This window comes from Nonomuraea sp. B5E05 (genome assembly GCF_039880665.1).
GTDB lineage: Bacteria > Actinomycetota > Actinomycetes > Streptosporangiales > Streptosporangiaceae > Nonomuraea.
Genome location: NZ_JBDPMJ010000015.1, coordinates 193374 through 214622, shown reverse-complemented (window position 1 = coordinate 214622; position 21249 = coordinate 193374). Strand labels below are relative to the sequence as shown.

Sequence of the window (21249 nt, the reverse complement as noted above, 5' to 3'; positions counted from 1 at the left end):
CTAGGTGACGCCCCAGAGTGACGAGGACGAGGTCTGGCGGCAGATCGTCGCGTCCTTCAACGACACCGCCGAGCGCGACTCGGCCGACCAGCCATGGCCGGACAGCGAAAACGTCCCCGCCGAACCCACCCGCAGGGTGGTCAAGCCCTCCGAGGAGCCCGCGGCCGAGCCCGACGGGCCGGACGAGCCCGAAGGCGACACGGACCCGCGTGACGACGGCGACGAGGAGGACGAGGGTCACTTCGTGCCGCCTCCGCCGCCTCCCCTGCCCAAACTCGACCTGCCGACCAAGCTGGCGTGGGTGGCGCTGTTCGGCGGCCCCGCCTACCTCCTGGTCGCCGCGATGGCCAACTGGCACATGGAGGGGTGGGCGCTGTTCACGGCGGTGGCGGCGTTCATCGGCGGGTTCGTGGCGCTGGTGGTGCGCATGGGCGACGGCCCGCCGTCCAACGACTCGGGCTGGGACGACGGCGCCGTGTTGTGAGGCCCCGCCTTACGACTTCGACGTGGTGGTCTTCGGCGCGAACGCCTCCACCACGTCGGTGTAGCGGTCGGCGGTGTCGACCGCGTGGCCGACCGCCCAGACCGCGCCCTTGCCCGCGAGATAGGCCACCGCCTGCAGGCGCACGCTGCTCCTGCCGTGCTTGGCGCGGCCACGGATGATCTCGCAGTCGCCCTTCTCGCAGCGCATCATGAACGGCTCCCCCGCCCGCGACGGGTCGTAGCCGGCCATCCAGTAGCGGCCCTTGCCGTCGCCCGTCACGCCGTAGAGACGGGCCTCGGAGCGGGGCAGCCGCTGCTCACGCCAGCGCTTGCCGTTCCAGGTCAGCACGAGCGGGGTGATGTCGCCGGGGCCGTGGTAGACGCCGCCGACGGCCATCGCCCGCTTGGAGCTGTCGACGTGCACGTCACGCAGGTAGCCGCCGGGGATCGAGGGCACCGGCATGGACTTCCACGAGCTGCCGGACTGGTGCACGATCAGCGGCTCGGTGCCGGTGTCGCCGACGGCGAACCCGTCCGCCACCGCGTAGAGCGCCCCCTTCTCCTTTGTCTCGTGGACGGTCCAGGAGGCTCCGTGGCCGGTGAGGATGAGCCCCTTCTTCTCGCGGCTGCCGACCGCGACGATCCGCCCCGACTTGGCGTCGATGCCGCCGAGCCAGTCGCCCGCCCGCAGGCCCTGCGGCCTGACCCGGTCGAACCCCGTCGCATCGCCGTGCGCGAGAAAGGGCAGCCCGTCGTGGCCGTCGCCGACCGTCCACACGTCGGACGCCGACACGGCGGCCAGGCCGCGCAGGTTTCCCGCGGCCGTGGCGTCGCGCACGGGCACCTCCGCCCAGCTCTTGCCGTTCCAGTGCCGGATGGCCCCGCGGTTCTTCCAGACGTCCCAGATCTCCTGCTGGCCCACGGCCCACACGTCGTCGGCCGAGATCGCGAGCACGTCGGAGAGCGAGCCGTCAGCCTGGAGGCGCACGCTGGTCGACTCCTGCCACGCCTCGATCGTGGCAGGACGGGGTTCGGCATGCGCGGCGGGCGAGGCCTGTGTCAAGGCCACGGACGTCGCCAAGAGCAAAGAGAGCGCACGCCGCTGAGAGCGACGGGTCATGATTGAATGCTACGGGCTCGCGAGCCCCTCTTGCCCGTTACAGCCCAACTCGCAACTCTGCGATGACCGGCAGATGGTCGGAGGCGGCGCCCAGATCGGCCATCGGGGCGTCCACTCCCCCGCAGGAGACGACACGCGCGTCGCGCGCGGCGAACACCCCGTCGATGCGCGCGGACGGCCGCCGCGCGGGGAAGGTCAGCCCGTCGCCCTCGGGCGCCACCGCGTAACAGTCGGCCAGCCGCGCGGCGAGATAACGCCAGGCGGGCTGGCGGTCCTGCTCGTTGATGTCGCCGCCGAGCACCACCGTCGCGTCCAGCCGGGTGGCCGCGCGTTCCACCAGCGCCACGGCCTCCGCCGCGTGGTGCACCCTGGCCGGGTCGTTGAGGTCGAGGTGGAGCGCGCCGACGGCCAGCCGGGTCCCCTCCGCCTCCACCACGGCGATCGCCAGCCCGCGCCGCTCCAGGCCGAAGAAGGCCCGCAGCGCGTGGCTCTCGGCGTGCAGCACGCTGACGCGGGGCCCGGTGAACACGGCGACGCCACCGAGCCTGCCCGGGGTGGCCGGCCGCAGCCCCGCCGCCGCGGCCAGGGCCCGGCGCCTGGCCCGCCAGCGTACGAACCTGGGCGCCTCCTGCACGCACAGCACGTCGGCGCGCATGGCGGTGATGACCCTGGTCAGCGCGGGAACGTCGTCGCGCAACCCGTGCAGGTTGTAGGTCGCTACGCGGATCGTCACGTAGGGGGTGACTAGCGGCGCCTGGCCAGGTCGGCGGCGCCCACCACGCCGGCGGAGGCGCCCAGCTCCGCCAGCTTGACCTCGGCCAGCGGCCGGTGCCCGTGCCCGGTGAGCCGCTCGGCGAAGGTCTCGCGCGCCCGGTCGATGAACAGGTCGGCGGCTCGGGACACCCCGCCGCCCACGATGAAGCAGCCGGGGTCGAGCACCGCGGCCAGATCGGCCATGCCCTGGCCCAGCCAGTCGGCGAGGTTGCCGAACGCGGCCAGCGAGGCTTCGTCGCCCAGCCGCGCGGCCTCGGTGACCTCCTCGCCCTCGATCTTGCCGCCGGCCAGCCCCAGCAGGATCCCGGCCCGCTCCGGCTCCGCCTCGGCGATCTTCCTGGCCTCCTTGACGAGGGCCTGACCGCTGGCGTACTGCTCCCAGCAGCCGATGTTGCCGCAGCCGCACGGCCGACCGCCGGGCAGCACCTGCATGTGGCCCAGCTCGGCGCCCATGCCCCAGCGACCGCGGTAGAGAGCGCCGTCGAAGACCAGGCCGCCGCCGATGCCCGTGCCGAGCGTGATGCAGACCACGTGAGACTGGCCCCGCCCGGCGCCGAACCTGGTCTCACCCCAGGCCATGGCGTTGGCGTCGTTCTCGATCACGACCGGCAGTCCGAGCAGGCCGCTGATCTTCTTCTGCAGCGGCTCCTCGCGCCAGGCCAGGTTGGGGGCGAAGCGCACCATTGACCTGGTCTCGTCGACGAACCCGGCCGCGCCGACCCCGACCGCCTCGATCCGCCTGCCCTCCCCCAGCTCGCGAACGACGTCGGCCACCGTCTCGGCCACCACTTCCGGGCGGTCGGCGGCGGTGGGCCTGAGCGTGTGTTCGACGATCTTGCCGTCATCGTCGACCACACCGGCGGCCACCTTGGTTCCGCCGATGTCGACACCGATCGTGAGCATTGCCCCGTGTCTCCCTATCCCAGATCTATGTGTTCCACGTTGTCGCGTCGATCCCGATCGTCGCGTTGCCCGCGAGGGGCGGGCGGCCTGCTGAGGACGTCGAGCGCGCCGCGGACGGCGGCGAACAGCTCACCGCCGGCGGCCACCAGGTGCCCGGTCACGTCGGAGCCGGACTCGCGCTGGGCGGCGATCGCCCGGCAGACCGGGCAGGCACGGCAGATGTACTCGTCGTGCGGCTCGGACACCGCCTCTTCCCACACGTCGCGTTCCCTGCGACCGCCGCCGGCGAACGAGTTGAACACGGACTTGCCGACCTGGCGGGTGGCCCGCCCCTGGATCGACTCCAACAGCTTGCGCGCCTCGTCGGCGACGGTCCCGATCGGATCTCTGTCGTTGCTCTCGGTCATCTGGCCCTCCCTGCGTATGGGGTCGCTCATCCTCCTCAACTCGTCAGGTTGCGGATTCGCTCCCCGACCTGAACGGTAATGCAGAAATCGTCGTCACGCGGGATCGCCGAACCGCACGCTGAGCACGCCGTCGCGGAGCGCGGCTGCGCTGATCTTACGACGGGCCAGCGCGGCGGGCAGCGCCAGAATCCTGCGGTAGGGGCCGGCGGTGACGATCAGCTCGTCGCCCTTGCGGGCCAGGTCGATGTCGTCGCGGTCGGCCCCGGGCAGGGCGAGGGCCAGCTCGTCGGCGCTCATCCGCAGCGGAGGCTCGATCGCGTGCGGGGCGAACGGGTCGGACTCGCCGTACATCGACGCGCCGAGCTCGGCCAGGACCTTCCCGCCGACGGGCTCGGCGGGCAGGTAGGGGACGACGTGGACGGGCAGCGGCGCGAACGACTCCTCCGCCTCGGCCAGCAGCCTTCCCTGCGCCTCCACCCACCGCGCGCGCCACTCGTCGGCGTCGCCGTCGGGAAAGACGCGGTTGGCCACGACGGCGTCGACGCGGTAGCCGTACAGATTGAGCGAGGTCATGGTGCGCCTGGCCTCGGCGAGCACCACGGCCTCCGGCGTGAGCACGAGCCGCACCGAGGCGTGGTCGCCGGTGAGCAGCTCGCGCACCTCCATCAGACCGCGGTGGAAACGCTCGGCCGCGCTCATGACCTCCTCGCCCGGCGCGCTGACGTGGGCCACGCTGCGCACGAACGGCGAGACCAGCCGCACGAGCTTGCGGCCCACCGGCATCAGCCTGCTGACGTGCCAGTCGAGCGCCTCGGGCAGGGCCAGCAGCCGCAGCGTCTCAGCCGTCGGCGCGCAGTCGACCACGATCACGTCCCAGCGGCCCTCACGGGCGTGCTCGCGCAGCTCCAGCAGGGCGATGATCTCCTCGGCGCCGGGCAGGACGGTGATCTCCTCGGAGGTGACCTCGTCGAGGCCCAGCTCCTCCAGCACTCCCCTGGCGTATTCGCGCAGCTCGCCCCAGTGGCGCTCAAGCGTCTTCTGGGTGTCGACCTGGTGCAGGTGCAGCCCTGGCGCGATCTCACCCGGCTCGGCGTCGAGCGCGTCGGCCAGCGAGTGGGCGGTGTCGGTGGAGACGATCAGCGTCTTGAGGCCGCGGGCGGCGGCGAGCGTGGCGGTCGCGGCGGCGGCCGTGGTCTTGCCGACGCCGCCCTTGCCGGTGAAGAGCAGAACCCGGGGGCTCAACTCAGCGGCCCTCGACGCGCTTCTTGAGACCCTTGAGCGCGGTGTCCACGATCACCTTCTCCGCCTTGCGCCTGATCATGCCGATCATGGGCACGCTGAGATCGACCGTCAGCTCGTACGTCACCTCGGTGCCACTGCCCGCGTCGGCGAGCCGGTAACTCCCTCTGAGGTCGGAGACCATCTTGCCCGGCTCGACCACCTGCCAGCTCACGCCGTCGTCGTCCTGCCAGGCGTAGCCGAGGGTGTAGGTGTCGCTGATCGGGCCGGCGTCGAGGGCGAACCGCACCTGCTGGGGCCTGCCGTCGGGGCCGGTGGAGAGGACCTCCGCGCTCTTGACCTGCCCGGCCCATTCCGGGTAGGCGGGAAAGTCGGCGATGACCGCCAGGACATCGGCGCGACCGGCGCTGATGGTGGTGCTCGAAGTGGTGCGATCAGCCATGCGACCACCGTAGTGCACAACACGCCGCTCGGGACGGACCGGAGGGCGCCTCCCGCGCTCACCACTCGAGGACGTACGGAACGCCCCTCCCCCGGAAGTGGCCGACGTTCACGCACTCGGTGCGCCCGACGCGGGTGCGGCGGTGCAGGGGGTTGTGCACGTGTCCGAACAGGGCGTAACGCGGCTGGGTGCGCCTGATCGCCTCCAGCGTGGCCTCGCTGCCGCGTTCGAACCTCCTGGCCACCACGTCATAGAGCAGCTCGGGCAGGGCCGGAGGGATGTGGCAGCACAGCACGTCGACCTCGCCGACCGCCTCGACCTTGGCCGCGTACTCCTCGTCGCCGATCTCGTACGGGGTGCGGTAGGGGGTCTTGAGCCCGCCGCCCACGAACCCGAACCGCAGCCCGCCGATCTCCGTGACCTGCCCGTCGAGCACCTCGAGCCCCGGCCTGAGGTAGTCGGCCCACAGGGCGGGGATGTCGACGTTGCCGTAGGTGAGGTAGGCGGGGGCGGGCATGGCGGCGAAGAGGATCTCGTACTGGGCGCGCACGTTGCGTTCGATGTGCTCGCGCCGGTCGCCGCCGAGCGTGGCCCACAGCCGCGCCGACATGGCCCTGGCCTCGTCGAACCGTCCGGCCGTGCGCAGGGCGATGAAGGCGGACGCGTTCTCCGCCCCGAAGAGGTCGGCGAAGATGCCCTGCGCGTGGTCGTCGTAGTCGATGAAGAGGATCAGGTCGCCGAGGCAGATCAGCGCGTCGGCGCCGTCGCCGGCCCTGGCCAGGGCGTCGGCCCTGCCGTGGACGTCGCTCACCACATGGACCTTCATGGGGAAATCCTAAGAGCCCCGGCTGCTAGCGTGACATAACGCCTCAGCGACGGAGCTACCGGCGCGTAACTTGGCGCGGTAACGTCCAGGCCAGGTCGTCACGAAGAGGAGTTGATCCGTGCGCGAGTACAGCGTCCCCGTCCTGGTCGACGTGCCCGCCTCCGCCGGCCTGGCCGACACCGTCTTCGCGCGGGCCGAGGAGCGGCCGGGCGCCGTGGTCATGCGCCGCAGGACCGACGCGGGCTGGCCCGTCGTCACCGCTGCCGAGTTCCGCGACCAGGTGGTCGAGGTGGCCAGAGGGCTGATCGCGGCGGGCGTCGAGCACGGCGACCGGGTCGCGCTGATGTCGCGCACCCGCTACGAGTGGACCCTGGTCGACTACGCCATCTGGTCCGTCGGAGCGGTCACCGTACCGATCTACGAGACCTCGTCGGCCGATCAGGTGGCGTGGATCCTCACCGACAGCGAGGCCAAGGCGGCGTTCGTCGAACTCGACTCGCACGAGGAGACCGTGCGGGAGGCGGCGCCGGGCCTGAAGGCGGTCTGGCGGATCGACGGCACGCTCGACGCCGAGGGCGTCCCGGCCTCCGCCGTCGACGAGCGCAGGAAGCGGGTCACCTCCTCCGACCTGGCCACGATCGTCTACACCTCGGGCACCACCGGCCGGCCCAAGGGCTGCCGGATCACCCACGACAACCTGCTGTTCACCGCGCTCAACGTGCTGCGCGGGCCTCTGGAGCCGCTGTTCGCCCGTAAGGACCCGGCCGCGCTGCTGTTCCTGCCGCTGGCGCACATCTTCGCGCGGATGATCCAGGTGGTGCTGTTCGAGGCGGGCGCCGTCATGGCGCACACCCCCAACATGAAGAACGTCGCCCCCGACCTGCAGGGCTTCCGGCCGACGTTCCTGCTGGGCGTGCCGCGCGTCTTCGAGAAGGTCTACAACTCCGCCGAGCAGAAGGCCATCGCCGGCGGAAAGGGCGCGATCTTCGCCCGTGCGGTGGACGTCGCGGTGGCCTATAGCCGCGCCGAGAGCTCCGGTGGCGCGCCGCTCGGGCTGCGGCTGCGGCGGGCGGTGTTCGACCGGCTGGTGTACGCCAAGCTGCGCGCCGCCACCGGCGGCAGGCTCTCCGCGGCGGTGTCCGGCGGGTCGGCGCTCGGCGACCGGCTCGGCCACTTCTTCAGGGGCGTGGGCATCGAGGTCTTCGAGGGCTACGGCCTGACCGAGACATCGGCCCCCTGCTCGGTCAACATGCCGGGCGCCAACAAGATCGGCACCGTCGGCAAGCCGCTGCCGGGCGTCACGCTGCGCATCGGCGACGACGGCGAGGTCCTGGCCAAGGGCAGGAACGTCTTCGCCGGCTACTGGAAGAACGACGCGGCCACCGACGAGGTGATCGACTCCGAGGGCTGGTTCCACACCGGCGACATCGGCGTGCTGGACGCCGACGGCTACCTGCGGATCACCGGGCGCAAGAAGGAGATCCTGGTGACGGCGGCGGGCAAGAACGTCGCCCCTGGGCCCCTGGAGGACGCGCTGCGCGCCCACCCGCTGATCTCCCAGGCCATGGTCGTCGGAGACGGCCGGCCGTTCGTGGCCGCGCTGATCACCCTCGACCCCGAGGCCATGCCGGCGGGGGCGACGGCCGAGCGGCTGCGCACCGACCCGGAGGTGCTGGCCGGAGTCCAGGCGGCCGTCGACCGGGCGAACGCGTCGGTGTCGAAGGCCGAGCAGATCAAGAAGTTCGCGATCCTGGCCGCCGACATCACCGAGGACAGCGGGCACCTCACACCCACCCTGAAGATCAAGCGCAACCTGGTGCTGCGCGACTTCCAGAAGGAGATCGACGACCTGTACGGCGGGCCCTGACCCGCCGCACAGGTCCTGGGGCGGGGTTCACGTGCCGGTCAGCCCAGCGCCTCCCCGACGCCCTCCACGTCGCCTCTCCTGCTCATGACCTGCTCGCTTTTGCCGGTGGCCGGGTCGAAGACGGTCACCCCCATGGGCGGCGCATCGCGGGGCATGCCGAACACCAGCCGCGTCCCGTAGAAGGCCACCGGCAGGTTGCCGCCCGGCAGGGTCGGGACGACGGAGGTCCGCCCGCCCTCCTGCGCGGGCAGCACCTGCGCGGAGTCGCCCCAGGCCACCGCCACCCGGCCGTCGGGCGCGGCGGCCAGGGCCGCGGTCCCCCCACCCGTGCTCCCGGCGCAGGCGCCGCACGTCGTGGAGCCGGCGAGTCCGGCGTCGTGGAAGAACTGCACCTTGCCGCATCTCGGCTGGGTCGCCGCCCACCTGCCGCCGGGCACGTAGACGACGGCCTCGCCGAACGCGCAACCGGCACCGCCGTCGTGCTTGACGGCCTCGATCTGGCTCGCCCGCACGTCCGGGATCACGGTCACCGCACCGTCGCGTGACCCCGTCCGGGGCTTGCGCTGCCTGCCGCCGCCGTCGTCGCGTTCCCCCGGCGCGCCGGCCACGAGCCCCATCCGCCCGTCGTGCAGCGGGCCGACCGCCACCGCGGCGCCGAAGCCGTCGAAAGGCTCGCTGTTGCCCGGCACTCCCGCGGTGTCCTGGGTGATGCGCCGGGGCGGCGTGCCGTCGCCGGTCACGTAGGCGGCGCCCGCCGACTGCGAGCCGCTGTCCTTCTCCTGCGGGGCGCCGACGGCGATCGTCCGGCCGTACGCCGCCACGGCCGCCCCGAACCGCGCCCCCGCCTGGGGTTGCGGCGAGACGATCTTCTTGACGGGCTCGGCGTTCCCGCCGTACAGGACATAGACGGCGCCCGCGGCGCCCTTGCCGTCGACCTTGGTGTACGGGGCGCCGACGACGAGATCCGCGCAGTTGTCCGCGTTGACCCGGGCCAGCGCCACCGCGGCGCCGATCCCGTCGGCGGCCTTGTCGGGGATGGTAAGGGGAACGAGCCGGTCCGCGCTCAGGATCGACACCTGGCCGCCGATGATCATGCGGTTGCCCACCGCGACGTCGTCCTTGCCGTCTCCGTCGAAATCCCGCGCGGTCGCCCTGGAGCAGTCCTTCACCGAAGTGGTCTCAGTGGGACGATTTGACGATTTTTCAGAAGCCGTGGGATTTATGTCCGACTCGCACGCGGAGATAGCGAGAACGAGCGCCAGAACCATCGCAATATGTCGCCGTAACATGCACGGATCATTTCGGATTAAAGCTCCCACGTGCCACCTGAACAGGGGAATCTCCATTCGATTCCGGCTTGCGGCCAGCAGTTCACGGAGTATTCTCGCGGCAAAGAAACAGGACCGGAGATCCTTCACATCCCCGGTCCCTACCCACCACCGTAGGGGAGATTTCCATGAGCATCAAGGACACCTGCATCGAGCTCGGCGACAAGATCCAGGGCGAGCTGGTCAAGATCCGTACGGAACAGCGGCTGCTGGGGGAAGACCTCACCCACCGCATCACCGGCGTGGACAATCGCGTCAAGGATCTCGACCGCAAGATGGACGCGGGGTTCGCCAGGGTCGATGAGAGGCTCACAGGCCTGGAAGGCCGCACGGACTCCATAGAAGGCCGCATGGAAGTCGTGCAGGAGGGCCAGAAGACCATGCAGGCCACCCAGACGGAGATGCTGCGGATTCTCGTCGGCATCCAGCGCAAGCTCGACGCGGCCTGATCGCTGTGACGAGGGCGGGGCCGCGTTCGGTGCGGCCCCGCCCTCGTCACGTCCGTCGTCTGGTCCGACGTCACGGGCGCGCCGGCACCGCACTGACGAGCCGGAGTGTGCGGGCCGACCCGATCCCCCTCACACCGGCGGCACAGGCGGGCGGCTCGGGTTCGCCCCCGCGATGACGAGCTCGCCCACCTGACCGGCCAGCGCCTCCCTGGCCGGGGCCGCGAGCCCGGCGTCGGAGATCACCATGTCGGCCTCACCGAGCTGGGCGATGGTGCTGATGCCGACGGTGCCCCATTTGGTGTGGTCGGCGAGCACCACGAGCCGGCCGGCCGACTCGATCAGGGCGCGGTCCGTCTCGGCCTCCATCATGTTGGGAGTGGTGAAGCCCGCTCTGACGGTCATCCCGTGCACTCCGAGAAACAGCACGTCCACGTTGAGCTCGCGGATCGCCGCCACCGCCACGGGGCCGACGAGGGCGTCGGAGGGCGTGCGCACCCCGCCGGTGAGCACGACCGTCTGGTCGGCCCGGCCGCAGCGCCGGAAGACCTCGGCGACGCGCACCGAGTCCGTCACGACGGTCAGGGCGGGGACGCCGGCCAGATGGTGCGCGAGCGTCCAGGTGGTGGTGCCCGCCGACAGGGCCACGGCGGTGCCGGGGCGGGCGAGGGCGGCGGCGCGGCGGGAGATGGCCTGCTTCTCCGCCTCCTGCCGCACCGACTTGGCGGCGAAGCCGGGCTCGTCCGTGGAGCCGATGGCGGTGGCGCCGCCGTGCACCTTGGTCAGCAGGCCGCGCTCCGACAACGACTCCAGGTCGCGTCTGATGGTGATGTCGGAGACCCCGAACACCCGCACCAGCTCGACCACCCGGACGCCGCCGTGCTGCCTGACCAGTTCGAGAATCGCCTGCTGACGCTGCGGAGCGAGCATCGCATCACCAGATCCCAACAGGTTCCGACACCATCCCGATCGCATCATGACACGGCGGCGGCGGCGCGGCTGCCGGGGATTCGTCATGAAACCGTGCGTTGACAGTCCGAAATGTTGGCTTTTCGATGAAGGAAGATGCGCGAACTCGGGGGAATCTGAAGGGTCCGGCAAGGAGGAAACCCACGATGGCCCAACAGCTACCCATCTCCCGCCGTCATGTCCTGCTGGGAGCCGCCGCCGCGTTCGGCGTCCCGGCCGTGCTCACCGGGTGCGGCTCCGGCGACCCCGGCCCCGCCTCCGGCGGCGGAGGGCCGGGCACGGTCACGATCGGCTCCAACGCCTCCGACGAGATCCCGAAGAAGACCCTCGAAACCGTGGTAGGCGGCTTCACGCAGGCCACCACGAAGATCAACACCGTGGACCACAACACGTTCCAGGAGAACATCAACCGCTATCTCCGTGGCACGCCCGAAGACGTGTTCACCTGGTTCGCGGGCTACCGCATGCAGTTCTTCGCCCAGCAGGGGCTGGCCGTCGACATCTCCGACGTGTGGCGGGAGATCGGCGGCGACTACACGCAGGCGTTCAAGGACCAGTCGACCGGCACCGACGGCAAGCAGTACTTCGTGCCGTTCACCTACTATCCGTGGGCGGTGTTCTACCGCAAGAGCCTCTGGCAGGAGAAGGGGTACGAGCCCCCGGCCACGCTCGACGAGCTGACCGCGCTGGCCAGGAGGATGCAGGCCGACGGGCTCGTCCCGATCGCGTTCGCCGACAAGGACGGCTGGCCGGCGATGGGCACGTTCGACATCCTCAACATGCGGACGAACGGCTACGACTTCCACGTCTCGCTCATGGGCGGCAAGGAGTCGTGGACGGATCCGCGGGTCAGGCAGGTGTTCGACACCTGGCGCGGGCTGATGGAGTTCCACCAGCCGGCCGCGCTCGGCCGCACGTGGCAGGAGGCCGGGCAGTCGCTGGCGCAGAAGAAGACCGGGATGTACCTGCTGGGGATGTTCGTCGCCCAGCAGTTCCCGGAGGCCGACCGGGACGACCTCGACTTCTTCACCTTCCCCGAGATCAACCCTGCGTACGGGACCGACTCGATCGACGCCCCCATCGACGGCTACATGATCTCCGCCAAGGCCAAGAACGTCGACGGCGCCAAGGCGCTGCTCAAGCACTTCGCCCAGGCCTCGTCGCAGAACGTCGCCACCAAGCTGGACCCCGGCACGCTGGCCGCCAGCTCCAAGGCCGACACGTCCGGATACAGCGCCCTGCAGAAGCGCGGCGCTGAGCTCGTGTCGAAGGCCACGCACATCGCGCAGTTCCTCGACCGTGACACCCGGCCCGACTTCGCCTCGACCGTGATGATCCCGTCCCTGCAGTCGTTCGTCGGCGAACCGGACGAGATCGACTCCTTACTGACGAGCATCGAGAAGCAGAAGGCCAACATCTTCCGCTGATGGCCGTCAAGACCCGTCGCTACTCCGCCCGCGACGTGACCATCCTGGTCATCGGGCTGGGGGTGGCCATCGTCGTCAACGTGGGCCTCGTCTGGGGTCCCACGCTGGCCTCCGTAGGGTTGTCCGGCACCGCCTGGAACGGCATCGGCCCCATCGAGTGGGTCGGCGGGCGCAACTATCACGACCTGGCCGCCGAATATCCGCCGTTCTGGTCGGCCGTCCGTAACAACGTGGTGTGGCTGGCCTTCCTCGGCCTGGTCGCGACGCCGTTCGGGCTGTTCTGCGCGGTGCTGCTGGACCGGCGGCTGCGGTTGTCGCGCGTCTACCAGAGCGCCCTCTACATGCCGGTGGTGCTGTCGCTGGCCGTGGTCGGCTTCATCGCGCAGCTCGTCTACTCCTCCGACTACGGCGTGCTGAACGCGGTGACCGGGCTCGGCGTGGACTGGCTCGGCGACAGCTCGATCAACATCTGGGTCGTCATGGTCGCCGCCGCGTGGCGGCACGTCGGGTACGTGATGATCATCTATCTGGCGGGGCTGAAGGCCGTCGACCCGGCGCTGAAGGAGGCGGCGGCGATCGACGGGGCCAGCGAGCGGCAGGCGTTCTTCCGCGTCGTCTTCCCGACGCTGCGGCCGATCAACGTGATCGTGCTGGTCATCACGGTGATCGAGGCGCTGCGGGCATTCGACATCGTCTACGCCATCAACAAGGGCAGGAACGGTCTCGAGCTGCTGTCGGTGCTGGTCACGGAGAACATCGTGGGCGAGGCCAGCCGGATCGGGTTCGGCTCGGCGATCGCGGTGATCCTGCTGGTGATCTCGCTGGCGTTCATCGTCACCTACCTGTCGCAGCTGTTCAGGGAGGAACGATGACGCTCACCGCCCCCGCCTCCGCTCCCCCGTCCCAGGCGCGCGGGCCCGCCGCGGGGCGCCCGGTGCGGCCGCTGCGGATCCTGCTGCACGCCTTCCTCGCGCTGGTGGCGCTGGGCTGGCTACTGCCGCTCGCCCTGGCCGTGTACGCGTCGCTGCGGCCGTACGAGGAGACCGCCCGCCTGGGCTACTTCTCGCTGCCGGAGGATCTCACGCTCGACTACTACGCGGAGGCGTGGATCCAGGCCGAGCTGCCCCGCTACTACCTGAACACGCTGATCATCGTCATCCCCGGCGTGCTGATCACGTTGCTGCTGGCGTCGTTCACGGCGTTCGCCATCGCGCGGCTGCGCATCCCGGGGCGCAAGGCGCTGCTGATCGTCTTCACCGCCGGCAACCTGCTGCCGCCGCAGGTGCTCATCACGCCGCTCTACACCCTCTACACGCTGGTCCCGCTGCCCGCCTGGCTGTCGGACTCGCAGTCGCTCTACGACTCCTACCTGGGCCTGATCCTCATTCACGTGGCGTTCCAGTTCGGCTTCTGCGTCTTCGTGATGGCGAACTTCATGCGCACGATCCCCGAGGAGATCAGCGAGGCGGCGCTGGTGGACGGGGCCGGGGTGTGGAAACGGTACTGGCGGCTGACGCTGCCGCTGTGCCGGCCGGTGCTGGCGGCGCTGTCCACGCTGCAGTTCACATGGATGTACAACGACTTCCTGTGGGCGCTGGTGCTGATGTCGTCGGGCGACAAGCTGCCCGTCACCTCGGCGCTGAACAACCTGCGCGGCCAGTTCTTCACCGACTACAACCTGCTGGCGGCCGGGTCGGTGCTGGTGGCGCTGCCGACGCTGATCGTCTTCCAGCTGCTGCACAAACAGTTCGTGGCCGGCCTCACGCTGGGGTCGACCAAGGGCTAGGCAAAGGGCCTAGAGGAGAGCCCTGAAGCGGGCGGCCACGAGGTCCCACGCCCATTCGCGGGCCACCCAGTCACGGCCGACCGCGCCCATCTTGCGCGCCTTGCCGGGATCGCTCAGCAGCTCGACGAGGGCCCGGGCGATCTCGTCGACGTCCTCGCCGTCGACGACCAGCCCGGTCTCACCGGGCCGCACCGCGTCGGTCGTGCCGCCGGACGCGCCCACGACCACCGGCAGCCCGGTCGCCGACGCCTCCAGGAACACGATCCCGAGCCCTTCCACGTCCAGGCCCTTCCACCGGGTGCGGCACGGCATCGCGAACACGTCGCCGGCGGCGTAGTAGCCGGGCAGGCCCGCCGCCGGCACCGCGCCGGTGAATCTGACCGACTCGTGCCCCGCCGCCAGCCGCTCCAGCGTCCTGCGGTGGGGCCCGTCGCCCACCAGCAGCAGGACCGCGTCCGGCGCCGCGCGCAGCACCTGGGGCCAGGCCCTGATGAGCTGGTCCTGGCCCTTGCGCGGCACCAGCCGCGACACGCACACCACCACCGGCCTGTCGCCGAGGCCCAGCTCGGCCCTGATGGACCGGCGAGCCGTGCCGGGGCGGTACTGGCCGGTGTCCACGCCGGGCACGAGGCGTACGAGCTTGGCCGGGGGGATGGCGGGGGCCAGGCGGGCTCGCGTGTACTCGCCCAGATACGTCACCACGTCGGCGTGCTCGCCGATCCTGCGCAGCACGGCGCGGAATCCGGGCGTGCTCGCCCACGACGCCTCGTGGCCGTGGGTGAGCATCACCACCCGCCGCGCGCCCGCCGCGCGCAGGCGCGGCGCGAGCAGGCCGAGCGGCGCCGCCGCGCCGAACACGACGGTCCGCACGCGATGCTCGGCCACCAGGGCGGCCGCCCTGCGCGCGACGGCCGGGGTCGGCAGCATGAGCCGCGTGGGATGCCGCACGATCCGGTACGGCTGGCGCCGGTCGAAGTCCGCGCACCCCGGCCAGGCGGGGGCGTAGACGGTCACGCCCGGCGTGCGCAGCGCGAGCCCGTGCACGAACGACTGGATGCCGCCCGGCCTGGGCGGGAAGTCGTTTGTGACGAAGAGCACGTCCGCATGGGTCACGGCACCGGGACGCCCTTCAGCTCGGCCCATGAGCGGGCCAGGGCGATGCGCTCAGGGCTGGAAGGATGGGAGGCATAGAGCACATATTCCACCGGATCCGGCGACAAGTCGGAAATATTGGTAATTGCCAGCCGTCTTTGCATGGCGATGAACGTGGCCGGATCCCGGGTGAGGTCGAGCGCGTGCACGTCGGCCCTGGCCTCGACGTGGCGGCTGATCACGTTCTGGGCAGGGCCCATGATCAGCGAGCCCAGCGTCATCAGGCCCATGACCACACCCACCGCGCGCGGATCGGCGATCGAGGTGACTCCGGTGCGCCGGCGTACCGAGCCGAACACCAGGAACAGCAGGACCACGCCGAGCGCCGCCCCCAGGGCGCCGACGAGGGTTCCGAAGAGCACGTCGTCGGCCTCGGCGTGGCCCAGCTCATGGGCGACGACCAGCTCGACCTGGGGCTGCGGTGCCTTGAGCAGCGTGTCGTAGACGACGATCCTGCGGGTGGCGCCGAAGCCCGACACGTACGCGTTGAGCGCCGTCGTGCGCCGCGAGGCGTCGGCGACCAGCACGTCCTGCACCGGCACGCCGTCGCGCTCGGCCATGTCCAGCAGGTTGTCGCGCAGCGAGCCCTGCGACATGGACGTGAAGTCGTTGAACAGCGGCTCGAACACCACCGGGTAGACGAACGACATCACCACGGTCAGCGCGCACGCCCCCACGGCCGCCGGGATCCACCAGCGCCGCACCCTGCGGGCCAGCCCCACGAGGACGAGCAGCATGAGGCAGAGCAGGAAGGCCTCCACGCCGAGGCTCTTCAGCCGGTCGGCGGTCCAGCCCGCCCAGTCCTGGGTGGACAGGCCGTAGTCGCGCAGCAGCGTCTCGAACCAGACGCCGAGCGGCCACCTGACCGCCTCGACGATCGCGGTGAGCACCAGAACGCCGAGGACCACCCGCACCCACCAGGGGCCTTTCAGCCGGCCCAACACCCTGGCCCCGAAAGGGGTGGCCACGAGCAGGGCCGCGAAGGCCAGCGTGAGCGCCAGCCCGAGGTAGCTCGGCAGGGACGTGGCGGCGTCGAACGCCCGCGCCCTGGCGATCTCGGCGGCGGTGAAGTCGCGCGCCGGGTCGGGCGGCCCCGCGGCCAGGGCCCGCCACGGCGTGCTGAAGGCGGCCACGGCCAGGATCACGGCCGCTAGCACCGCCAGGACCACGGCGGCCTGCCGCCTGAACCGGCGCTCGGCCGCATCCACCACCGCATCCACCACCGCATCCACCACCGGGTCCTCCCCCGGGTCCTGCGCCGGGGCGTCCGTCGTCGCGGGCACCCCATCACCCTGCCCCCGTTCGCGACGTCTCCACGCCCCCGCCGCGCCGCCATCCGCCTGCGCGGGGTCCTCCGCGCTGACGGCGCCCGCGGGAACACCGTCACCGGGCCCTGTGGCGGTCACCTCGCCGCCGCCCGCCCCGGCCTCCTCAGAAGGGCCGTCCGCGTCCCGCCGTCCGCTCATCTTTCTCCCCACTCACGCGAGCTGCTCCCGCACGTACGCGCGCCACCGTGCCGTCAGCGTGGCCACGGAGAGCCCGAGCGCGGCGAGCGCCTCGTCGACGCCGGCCGCCTGCGCGTCACGGTAGAGCCTCACCAGGCTCCTCTCACCGAAACGGCGGGAGAGGAACCGACACGCCAGCCAGGCCTCCTGGTACGCCAGCGCGAGGCGTCCGGGATCAGGCCCGCCGACGGCGAACGCCTCAGGCCCCGGCAACGCGGCCGGCACGTGCCCGGCCCGCACCTCGGCGGCCAGCTCGGCGGCGGCCGTGCGCACGGGCAGCCCGGCGTCCCGGTAGGCGACGTAGTCGGCGAAGCCTTCGTAGAGCCAGACGGGCAGCCCGCCGGTGCCCGCGGCGACGTGGGTCAGCTCGTGGGTGAGGACGACGTCCTTGCCGGTGGAGGTGAGCCTGCCGAACGACTCGGGGACGACGATCACCCGCCCGCGGTCGGCCACCGCCGCCAGCCCGTCGAGACGTTCCACGCCGGCCAGCCGGGCAGCGTCCTGCGCGGAGCCGGGAACGATGACCACGGGCCGCACCGGGCGGCCGAGCACGGCCGTGACCCGCAGCCCCGCCGAGTCGGCGCGGCGGGCGAGATCGCTGAGCGTGCCGGGCGCGGCGCGGTGGCCGGTGACGAGGGAACGTGCCCCGCGGGCGGTGACCTGGCCGTCCGGCCACAGGTCACGGGCTCGCGCGGGGAAGACGGGCGATCCGGGGGCGGGCGCGTCGGCGGCGAGGCCGAGGAGGAGGAGCGCGGCCAGCGCGGCTCGTCGGCTCACCTGCTCGGACACGCTGCCGATCGTAGTGGGCCCCGATCGAGAGGGCCGGCCGCCTGCGAGGGGAAGGACGGGCTTTCACGGGAGCCCGCCCGGGCTCCGGAAGATCTCCGAGGGCCCGGGCGGGGCTTCATCACAGGCCGGGACGGACCGCGCCGACGAACGACGACTTGCGCCATCCGCCCAGCTTGTCGATGCGCACCCGTTCGCCTGTCCGCGGCGAATGGATCATCTTGCCCTTGCCGACGTACATGCCCACGTGGCCGAGCCCGTTGAAGAACATGAGGTCGCCGGGCTTGAGGTTGCGCCAGGAGACCTTGTTCCTGATGCCGGCGAACTGGCTGCTCGCCACGCGCGGGAGTTTCACCCCGGCCTTCTTCCAGGCGTACTGGACGAGGCCGGAGCAGTCGAACGAACCAGGGCCTGTGGCGCCGTAACGGTACGGGTCACCGATCTGGTTCTTGGCCACGGCGATGGCCTTGCCGGCCTTCACCTTCTGCCGAGCGATCTTGGCTGCTCGCTTGCGAGCCGCCTTGGCCGACTTCGCGGTGGTGGCGGCCGTGGCCGCCCTCACCGAGGAGACGCCGGCCGTGCCGCTCGTCGTCGCCGCCTGAGCCGTGGGGGCGTGGAGGACCAGACCTCCGGCCGTCACGCTCATCGTGAGGACGACGCCAGGCAGGGCAAGTCGGGACAGACGGGGGTTGTGCAGGGAGGTAGACAGGATTTCTCCTTGGGTCTTCCACGAACGCCTACCGGGTTAGCTGTCGGATTCGGGCCTGGAAGCCGCCCTACGGCGCGATGGCGCGCCGATTCACCCCTGATCCCTGGGGAACTGGGATCGCTGGGTCCCCGGTTCCGTGCCTCCTGACTGCACGGATTCGGCAGGTCATCGCCCGTGTCATGGGGATGGCGCGGCGATGACCAGCGGATCTTCATCTGTCTTCACATCGGGAGGGACCGATGCGGGTTCGCGGCGCCATGGCTTGTGCACCGCGACGACGCCAGAAGCTACGCCGGACGGTCAAGGATCGGCAAAAGCCGAGTCAGGCTGTAAAGATCGACGAAGGCCTCAGTAAACTCCCGAACCCCTGTTGGAACAGGGGGCGTCGTTACCAAAAAGTGACGCTGCTCACATTTCACGAAACACCGGTCTTGTCAGGGGCCAGATGTCGCGTTTGTCACATTCAGCCTCGTATGCGCTGGACCCACGGTGATCAAGAGGGAGCAGAACGTGATCGCGGGCCGCCCGCGCGGCGTCAACGATGGCGCGTCGTAGAAGGAGGGGGCGAAACTACGGGCGGACGGCGCCCACGAGGCTGCGGCCGTAGGCGGAGAGGCTGACGACCTTGACCACGTCACCCGTCTGCGGCGCATGGACAATTTTCCCGTTACCCGCATAAATGCTGACGTGCCCCAGGCCCTCGCTGAAGATGAGATCGCCGGGCTGGAGCGCGTTCAGCGACACCTTGCGGCTGGCGCCCCACGCCCACTGCGCCCACGTCGTCCTGGGCAGTGACACGCCCGCGGCCCGCCATGACGCCTGGGTCAGCCCCGAGCAGTCGTAGCCGCCCGGCCCCGTCCCGCCGAACACGTACGGCTTGCCGACCTGCGCGAACGCGAACCGCAGCACCGCCGCTGCGTTCCCCGACGCGGGTCCCGTGTACTCGATGCCGGTGCTGTTCGGATTGCCGGTCTTGTAGGCGCCCAGCTTCTTCAGGAGCTTCTTCTGCTTGGCGATCAGGCCGAGGATCTCCTTGCGCTCCTTCTCGACCTCGCCACGGACCTCGTCGGCCGACCGCAGGGCGCCCTGCGCCTTGTCGCGTTCCTTCTTCAGCCCGCGGTTCTCCCGGTCGAACGCGGCCAGCTTCTCCGAGCGCTCCTTGGCCATCTGCCCGGCCAGCGCCATCCCGGCCAGCCGTCCCTGCGGGTTGTCGGCGCCGACCAGCCCCGGCATGGTGGTGGCGTAGCCGCCGGCCCGATAGACGGTGGCGGCCATGTCGGCGATCTGGGTGCGCAGGTCGGCGACCGTACGGAGTTTGCGCTTGTAGCTCGTGTTCAGCTTCGCGTAGGTGCCCTTGGCCTTCTTGTAGCGCTCGGTCGCCGCGTTGTAGCGGTCGACGACCTTGTCGGCCTTGTCGTTGAGCTTGTCGAGCTTGGCCTTGGCCTGCCCGATGGTCGGCTTCGGATCAGCGAGCGCCGCCCCCATGGGGGACACCACAAGCCCGAACGCGAGACCCACGGCCACCGGCACCCGGCCAAACCTCACTGCGTCGCCTCCCAGGGGATCTTTACTGGGGCGAAATAGTACAGAAGTGGCGGGTGAGGTCTCACCCGAACATACCAATTCGTAACTTAAGCCCGGCCCAGCCGGCGCAGCAGCAAGCCAGAGGGAACGGGTCTGGCTCCCATCCGCCTGACGGACTCGGCCACCTCCCGGTCCGACGACACCACGGCGATGGCGCGCCCGGGCGGCTCGGCGCGGACGAGCTGGCGGATCAGGTCGTCGGCGATCTCCCCGGGCGCGCTGAACAGCACCCTCACGCCGCGCGGCGCCACGACCTGCACAGGAGCGTTGAGCTCCGCACCGTCGAACACCGCCGTCACCTCGACCCTCGTCTGCGCCACCAGCCCGCCCAGCCCGGTCATCAGCCGGTTGCGCTGGTCGGCCAGGGTGAGCGTGCCGTAGCCGGTCTTGGTGACGTTGTAGCCGTCGATGATCAGGTGGATCTGCGGCAGCGCGAGGAGCTGGTCGAGAAGCTGCGGGTCGTCATCGGCCAGCGCCCTCGCGGGCACGCGCACACCCGGCCGTTCACCGGTGACCGCGGCGACAGAATCGGCCGGCCGGCTGATCGTGGTGGGAAGGGCCAGCTCCCTGCGCAGCCCGGCCGACGCGTCCTGCAGCGCGTCGAGCAGCACCCTGATGCGGGCGTCCTCGATGCTCCTGCCCTCCCGCGCGGCCCGGCGCGAGGCTTCGAGCTGCTTCTCCACGTCGGACAACCGCTCGCGCAGCCGCCGCAGCTCGGACTCCCCCGCGCTGCCCGCGGCCGAGGCGGCCGTCCTGGCCTCCTCGGCGGCCCGCTCCATCTCCTCGGCCCTGCGCACCGCGGCCTTGGCCCGCTCGCGGGCGTCGTGAAGCCTGCGGCGCAGGTCGGAGTTCTCCGCGCGGGCGGCCCTGACCTGCTCGCGCAGGCGTTCCGCCTCCTCCTTGGCGCCGCTCTTCTGCGCGGCTAGCTGCTCGCGCAACCGGGCGACGGCCTCCTCGCGCTCGGAGTCCTCGGCGGCCGCGAGCGACTGCTCCAGGTCGGAGCGGGCGGCCTCGATCATCTCCGCCCAGCCGGGCGGGCGGGTGAGATAGGCGGCCGCGGCCACCAGCACGGGGTCGGCGGCGGGCGGCACGTTGCCCTCGGCGAGCGCGGCGACCAGCTCGGGCCAGCCCGCGGTCACCGACTCGGCGACCAGCTCGCGGAACTTCTTGTCGTTCTCCAGCTGCGCCGCGATGGGGGCGCTGCCCAGCTTGGCCCGCTTACGAGGGTCGAACTTGGCGATGCCCCGTAGCGGCGGCGGAATGGCGGCAGCGGGCATCGTGCCGAGGACTTGAGACGCCAAGTCGACGACATTGAGCCGCACCTGCTCGGGAAGCGGGCGAGACAGGCCTTCACCCGCTGAACTCATCCCACTTGTCCCTTCGTGACATGCCCTTTCAGACAAGGGTACGGCTGCCGCGTACCTGACCGTAACGGCCACTCCACTGTGGACAAGCGCTTGGCCACGGACGGCGGACCGCGCCGGCACGGGCGCTCA

General features: G+C 71.0%; 21 protein-coding genes and 1 riboswitch. Of the genes, 6 read left to right on the top strand and 15 right to left on the bottom strand.

Annotation, left to right across the window (positions count from 1 at the left end; all coding sequences use genetic code 11):
* Positions 1 to 4 precede the first annotated feature (4 nt).
* Positions 5 to 484, top strand: a complete 480-nt coding sequence (locus ABGB01_RS27090; RefSeq protein WP_347776346.1) for a hypothetical protein — start codon at positions 5 to 7, stop codon at positions 482 to 484.
* 9 nt (positions 485 to 493) lie between these two features.
* Here the strand turns inward: ABGB01_RS27090 and ABGB01_RS27085 are convergent, their stop codons facing one another.
* From ABGB01_RS27085 to ABGB01_RS27055, 7 genes are all read right to left on the bottom strand, one after another.
* Positions 494 to 1552, bottom strand: coding sequence for a hypothetical protein (locus ABGB01_RS27085; RefSeq protein WP_347776345.1), 1059 nt, complete (start codon positions 1550 to 1552; stop codon positions 494 to 496).
* Between the two features lie 88 nt (positions 1553 to 1640).
* Positions 1641 to 2336: an endonuclease/exonuclease/phosphatase family protein gene (locus ABGB01_RS27080; RefSeq protein WP_347776344.1), complete on the bottom strand. Its 696-nt coding sequence runs from the start codon at positions 2334 to 2336 to the stop codon at positions 1641 to 1643.
* An 11-nt stretch (positions 2337 to 2347) separates the two neighbouring features.
* Positions 2348 to 3280 (bottom strand): ROK family glucokinase, encoded by a 933-nt coding sequence (locus ABGB01_RS27075; RefSeq protein ID WP_347776343.1) that lies wholly within the window; start codon positions 3278 to 3280, stop codon positions 2348 to 2350.
* 14 nt (positions 3281 to 3294) lie between these two features.
* Positions 3295 to 3687: a hypothetical protein gene (locus ABGB01_RS27070; protein ID WP_347776342.1), complete on the bottom strand. Its 393-nt coding sequence runs from the start codon at positions 3685 to 3687 to the stop codon at positions 3295 to 3297.
* Between the two features lie 93 nt (positions 3688 to 3780).
* Positions 3781 to 4929: an ArsA family ATPase gene (locus ABGB01_RS27065; protein ID WP_347776341.1), complete on the bottom strand. Its 1149-nt coding sequence runs from the start codon at positions 4927 to 4929 to the stop codon at positions 3781 to 3783.
* Between the two features lies 1 nt (position 4930).
* Positions 4931 to 5368: an SRPBCC family protein gene (locus ABGB01_RS27060; protein WP_347776340.1), complete on the bottom strand. Its 438-nt coding sequence runs from the start codon at positions 5366 to 5368 to the stop codon at positions 4931 to 4933.
* A gap of 58 nt (positions 5369 to 5426) precedes the next feature.
* Positions 5427 to 6194 (bottom strand): metallophosphoesterase, encoded by a 768-nt coding sequence (locus tag ABGB01_RS27055; protein WP_347776339.1) that lies wholly within the window; start codon positions 6192 to 6194, stop codon positions 5427 to 5429.
* A gap of 118 nt (positions 6195 to 6312) precedes the next feature.
* Between ABGB01_RS27055 and ABGB01_RS27050 the strand changes: the two genes are divergently transcribed.
* Positions 6313 to 8061 (top strand): AMP-dependent synthetase/ligase, encoded by a 1749-nt coding sequence (locus ABGB01_RS27050; protein WP_347776338.1) that lies wholly within the window; start codon positions 6313 to 6315, stop codon positions 8059 to 8061.
* 38 nt (positions 8062 to 8099) lie between these two features.
* On the opposite strand, the gene ABGB01_RS27045 is transcribed toward ABGB01_RS27050, so the two are convergent.
* Positions 8100 to 9230 carry a hypothetical protein gene (locus ABGB01_RS27045; protein WP_347776337.1) on the bottom strand — a complete coding sequence of 377 codons (1131 nt, stop codon included), beginning with the start codon at positions 9228 to 9230 and terminating at the stop codon, positions 8100 to 8102.
* A 287-nt stretch (positions 9231 to 9517) separates the two neighbouring features.
* Here ABGB01_RS27045 and ABGB01_RS27040 point away from each other — a divergent pair, with 287 nt between their 5' ends.
* On the top strand, positions 9518 to 9838 hold the full coding sequence (locus ABGB01_RS27040) for a hypothetical protein (protein WP_347776336.1): 321 nt from the start codon (positions 9518 to 9520) through the stop codon (positions 9836 to 9838).
* 129 nt (positions 9839 to 9967) lie between these two features.
* On the opposite strand, the gene ABGB01_RS27035 is transcribed toward ABGB01_RS27040, so the two are convergent.
* Positions 9968 to 10765 (bottom strand): DeoR/GlpR family DNA-binding transcription regulator, encoded by a 798-nt coding sequence (locus ABGB01_RS27035; protein ID WP_347776335.1) that lies wholly within the window; start codon positions 10763 to 10765, stop codon positions 9968 to 9970.
* A gap of 185 nt (positions 10766 to 10950) precedes the next feature.
* Between ABGB01_RS27035 and ABGB01_RS27030 the strand changes: the two genes are divergently transcribed.
* Genes ABGB01_RS27030 through ABGB01_RS27020 form a run of 3 tightly spaced genes read left to right on the top strand, consistent with a single transcriptional unit; the run spans position 10951 to position 14017 of the window.
* Positions 10951 to 12231, top strand: a complete 1281-nt coding sequence (locus tag ABGB01_RS27030) for an ABC transporter substrate-binding protein (protein WP_347776334.1) — start codon at positions 10951 to 10953, stop codon at positions 12229 to 12231.
* The gene (locus ABGB01_RS27025; protein ID WP_347776333.1) at positions 12231 to 13103 is read left to right on the top strand and encodes a sugar ABC transporter permease; all 873 of its coding nucleotides are present in this window, start codon (positions 12231 to 12233) and stop codon (positions 13101 to 13103) included. Before ABGB01_RS27030 ends, ABGB01_RS27025 begins: the two co-directional genes overlap by 1 nt.
* Positions 13100 to 14017 carry a carbohydrate ABC transporter permease gene (locus tag ABGB01_RS27020; protein ID WP_347776332.1) on the top strand — a complete coding sequence of 306 codons (918 nt, stop codon included), beginning with the start codon at positions 13100 to 13102 and terminating at the stop codon, positions 14015 to 14017. The genes ABGB01_RS27025 and ABGB01_RS27020 overlap by 4 nt, the downstream gene beginning before the upstream one ends.
* A gap of 9 nt (positions 14018 to 14026) precedes the next feature.
* Here the strand turns inward: ABGB01_RS27020 and ABGB01_RS27015 are convergent, their stop codons facing one another.
* The 6 genes from ABGB01_RS27015 to ABGB01_RS26990 form a co-directional block, all read right to left on the bottom strand.
* Complete coding sequence (locus ABGB01_RS27015) at positions 14027 to 15160, bottom strand: glycosyltransferase family 4 protein (RefSeq protein ID WP_347776331.1); 1134 nt, start codon at positions 15158 to 15160, stop codon at positions 14027 to 14029.
* A complete protein-coding gene (locus ABGB01_RS27010) occupies positions 15127 to 16635 on the bottom strand; it encodes a M48 family metallopeptidase (protein ID WP_347776330.1) in 1509 nt (502 codons plus the stop codon). The genes ABGB01_RS27015 and ABGB01_RS27010 overlap by 34 nt, the downstream gene beginning before the upstream one ends.
* Before the next feature lie 12 nt (positions 16636 to 16647).
* Positions 16648 to 17463, bottom strand: coding sequence for a hypothetical protein (locus tag ABGB01_RS27005; protein ID WP_347776329.1), 816 nt, complete (start codon positions 17461 to 17463; stop codon positions 16648 to 16650).
* Between the two features lie 118 nt (positions 17464 to 17581).
* Positions 17582 to 18106: a C40 family peptidase gene (locus tag ABGB01_RS27000; RefSeq protein ID WP_347776328.1), complete on the bottom strand. Its 525-nt coding sequence runs from the start codon at positions 18104 to 18106 to the stop codon at positions 17582 to 17584.
* A 73-nt stretch (positions 18107 to 18179) separates the two neighbouring features.
* Positions 18180 to 18342, bottom strand: a riboswitch (cyclic di-AMP (ydaO/yuaA leader).
* Positions 18343 to 18739: 397 nt separating this feature from the next.
* On the bottom strand, positions 18740 to 19714 hold the full coding sequence (locus tag ABGB01_RS26995) for a C40 family peptidase (protein WP_347776327.1): 975 nt from the start codon (positions 19712 to 19714) through the stop codon (positions 18740 to 18742).
* An 86-nt stretch (positions 19715 to 19800) separates the two neighbouring features.
* Positions 19801 to 21054: an NYN domain-containing protein gene (locus ABGB01_RS26990; protein WP_347776326.1), complete on the bottom strand. Its 1254-nt coding sequence runs from the start codon at positions 21052 to 21054 to the stop codon at positions 19801 to 19803.
* Positions 21055 to 21249 lie beyond the last annotated feature (195 nt).

Coding starts and splice junctions, on each gene's coding strand:
- ABGB01_RS27000 (WP_347776328.1), bottom strand. CDS start 18,106: ATGAGCGTGACGGCCGGAGGTCTGGTCCTCCACGCCCCCACGGCTCAG.
- ABGB01_RS27025 (WP_347776333.1), top strand. CDS start 12,231: ATGGCCGTCAAGACCCGTCGCTACTCCGCCCGCGACGTGACCATCCTG.
- ABGB01_RS27040 (WP_347776336.1), top strand. CDS start 9,518: ATGAGCATCAAGGACACCTGCATCGAGCTCGGCGACAAGATCCAGGGC.
- ABGB01_RS27015 (WP_347776331.1), bottom strand. CDS start 15,160: ATGGGCCGAGCTGAAGGGCGTCCCGGTGCCGTGACCCATGCGGACGTG.
- ABGB01_RS27055 (WP_347776339.1), bottom strand. CDS start 6,194: ATGAAGGTCCATGTGGTGAGCGACGTCCACGGCAGGGCCGACGCCCTG.
- ABGB01_RS27060 (WP_347776340.1), bottom strand. CDS start 5,368: ATGGCTGATCGCACCACTTCGAGCACCACCATCAGCGCCGGTCGCGCC.
- ABGB01_RS27035 (WP_347776335.1), bottom strand. CDS start 10,765: ATGCTCGCTCCGCAGCGTCAGCAGGCGATTCTCGAACTGGTCAGGCAG.
- ABGB01_RS27010 (WP_347776330.1), bottom strand. CDS start 16,635: ATGAGCGGACGGCGGGACGCGGACGGCCCTTCTGAGGAGGCCGGGGCG.
- ABGB01_RS27030 (WP_347776334.1), top strand. CDS start 10,951: ATGGCCCAACAGCTACCCATCTCCCGCCGTCATGTCCTGCTGGGAGCC.
- ABGB01_RS27020 (WP_347776332.1), top strand. CDS start 13,100: ATGACGCTCACCGCCCCCGCCTCCGCTCCCCCGTCCCAGGCGCGCGGG.
- ABGB01_RS27070 (WP_347776342.1), bottom strand. CDS start 3,687: ATGACCGAGAGCAACGACAGAGATCCGATCGGGACCGTCGCCGACGAG.
- ABGB01_RS27075 (WP_347776343.1), bottom strand. CDS start 3,280: ATGCTCACGATCGGTGTCGACATCGGCGGAACCAAGGTGGCCGCCGGT.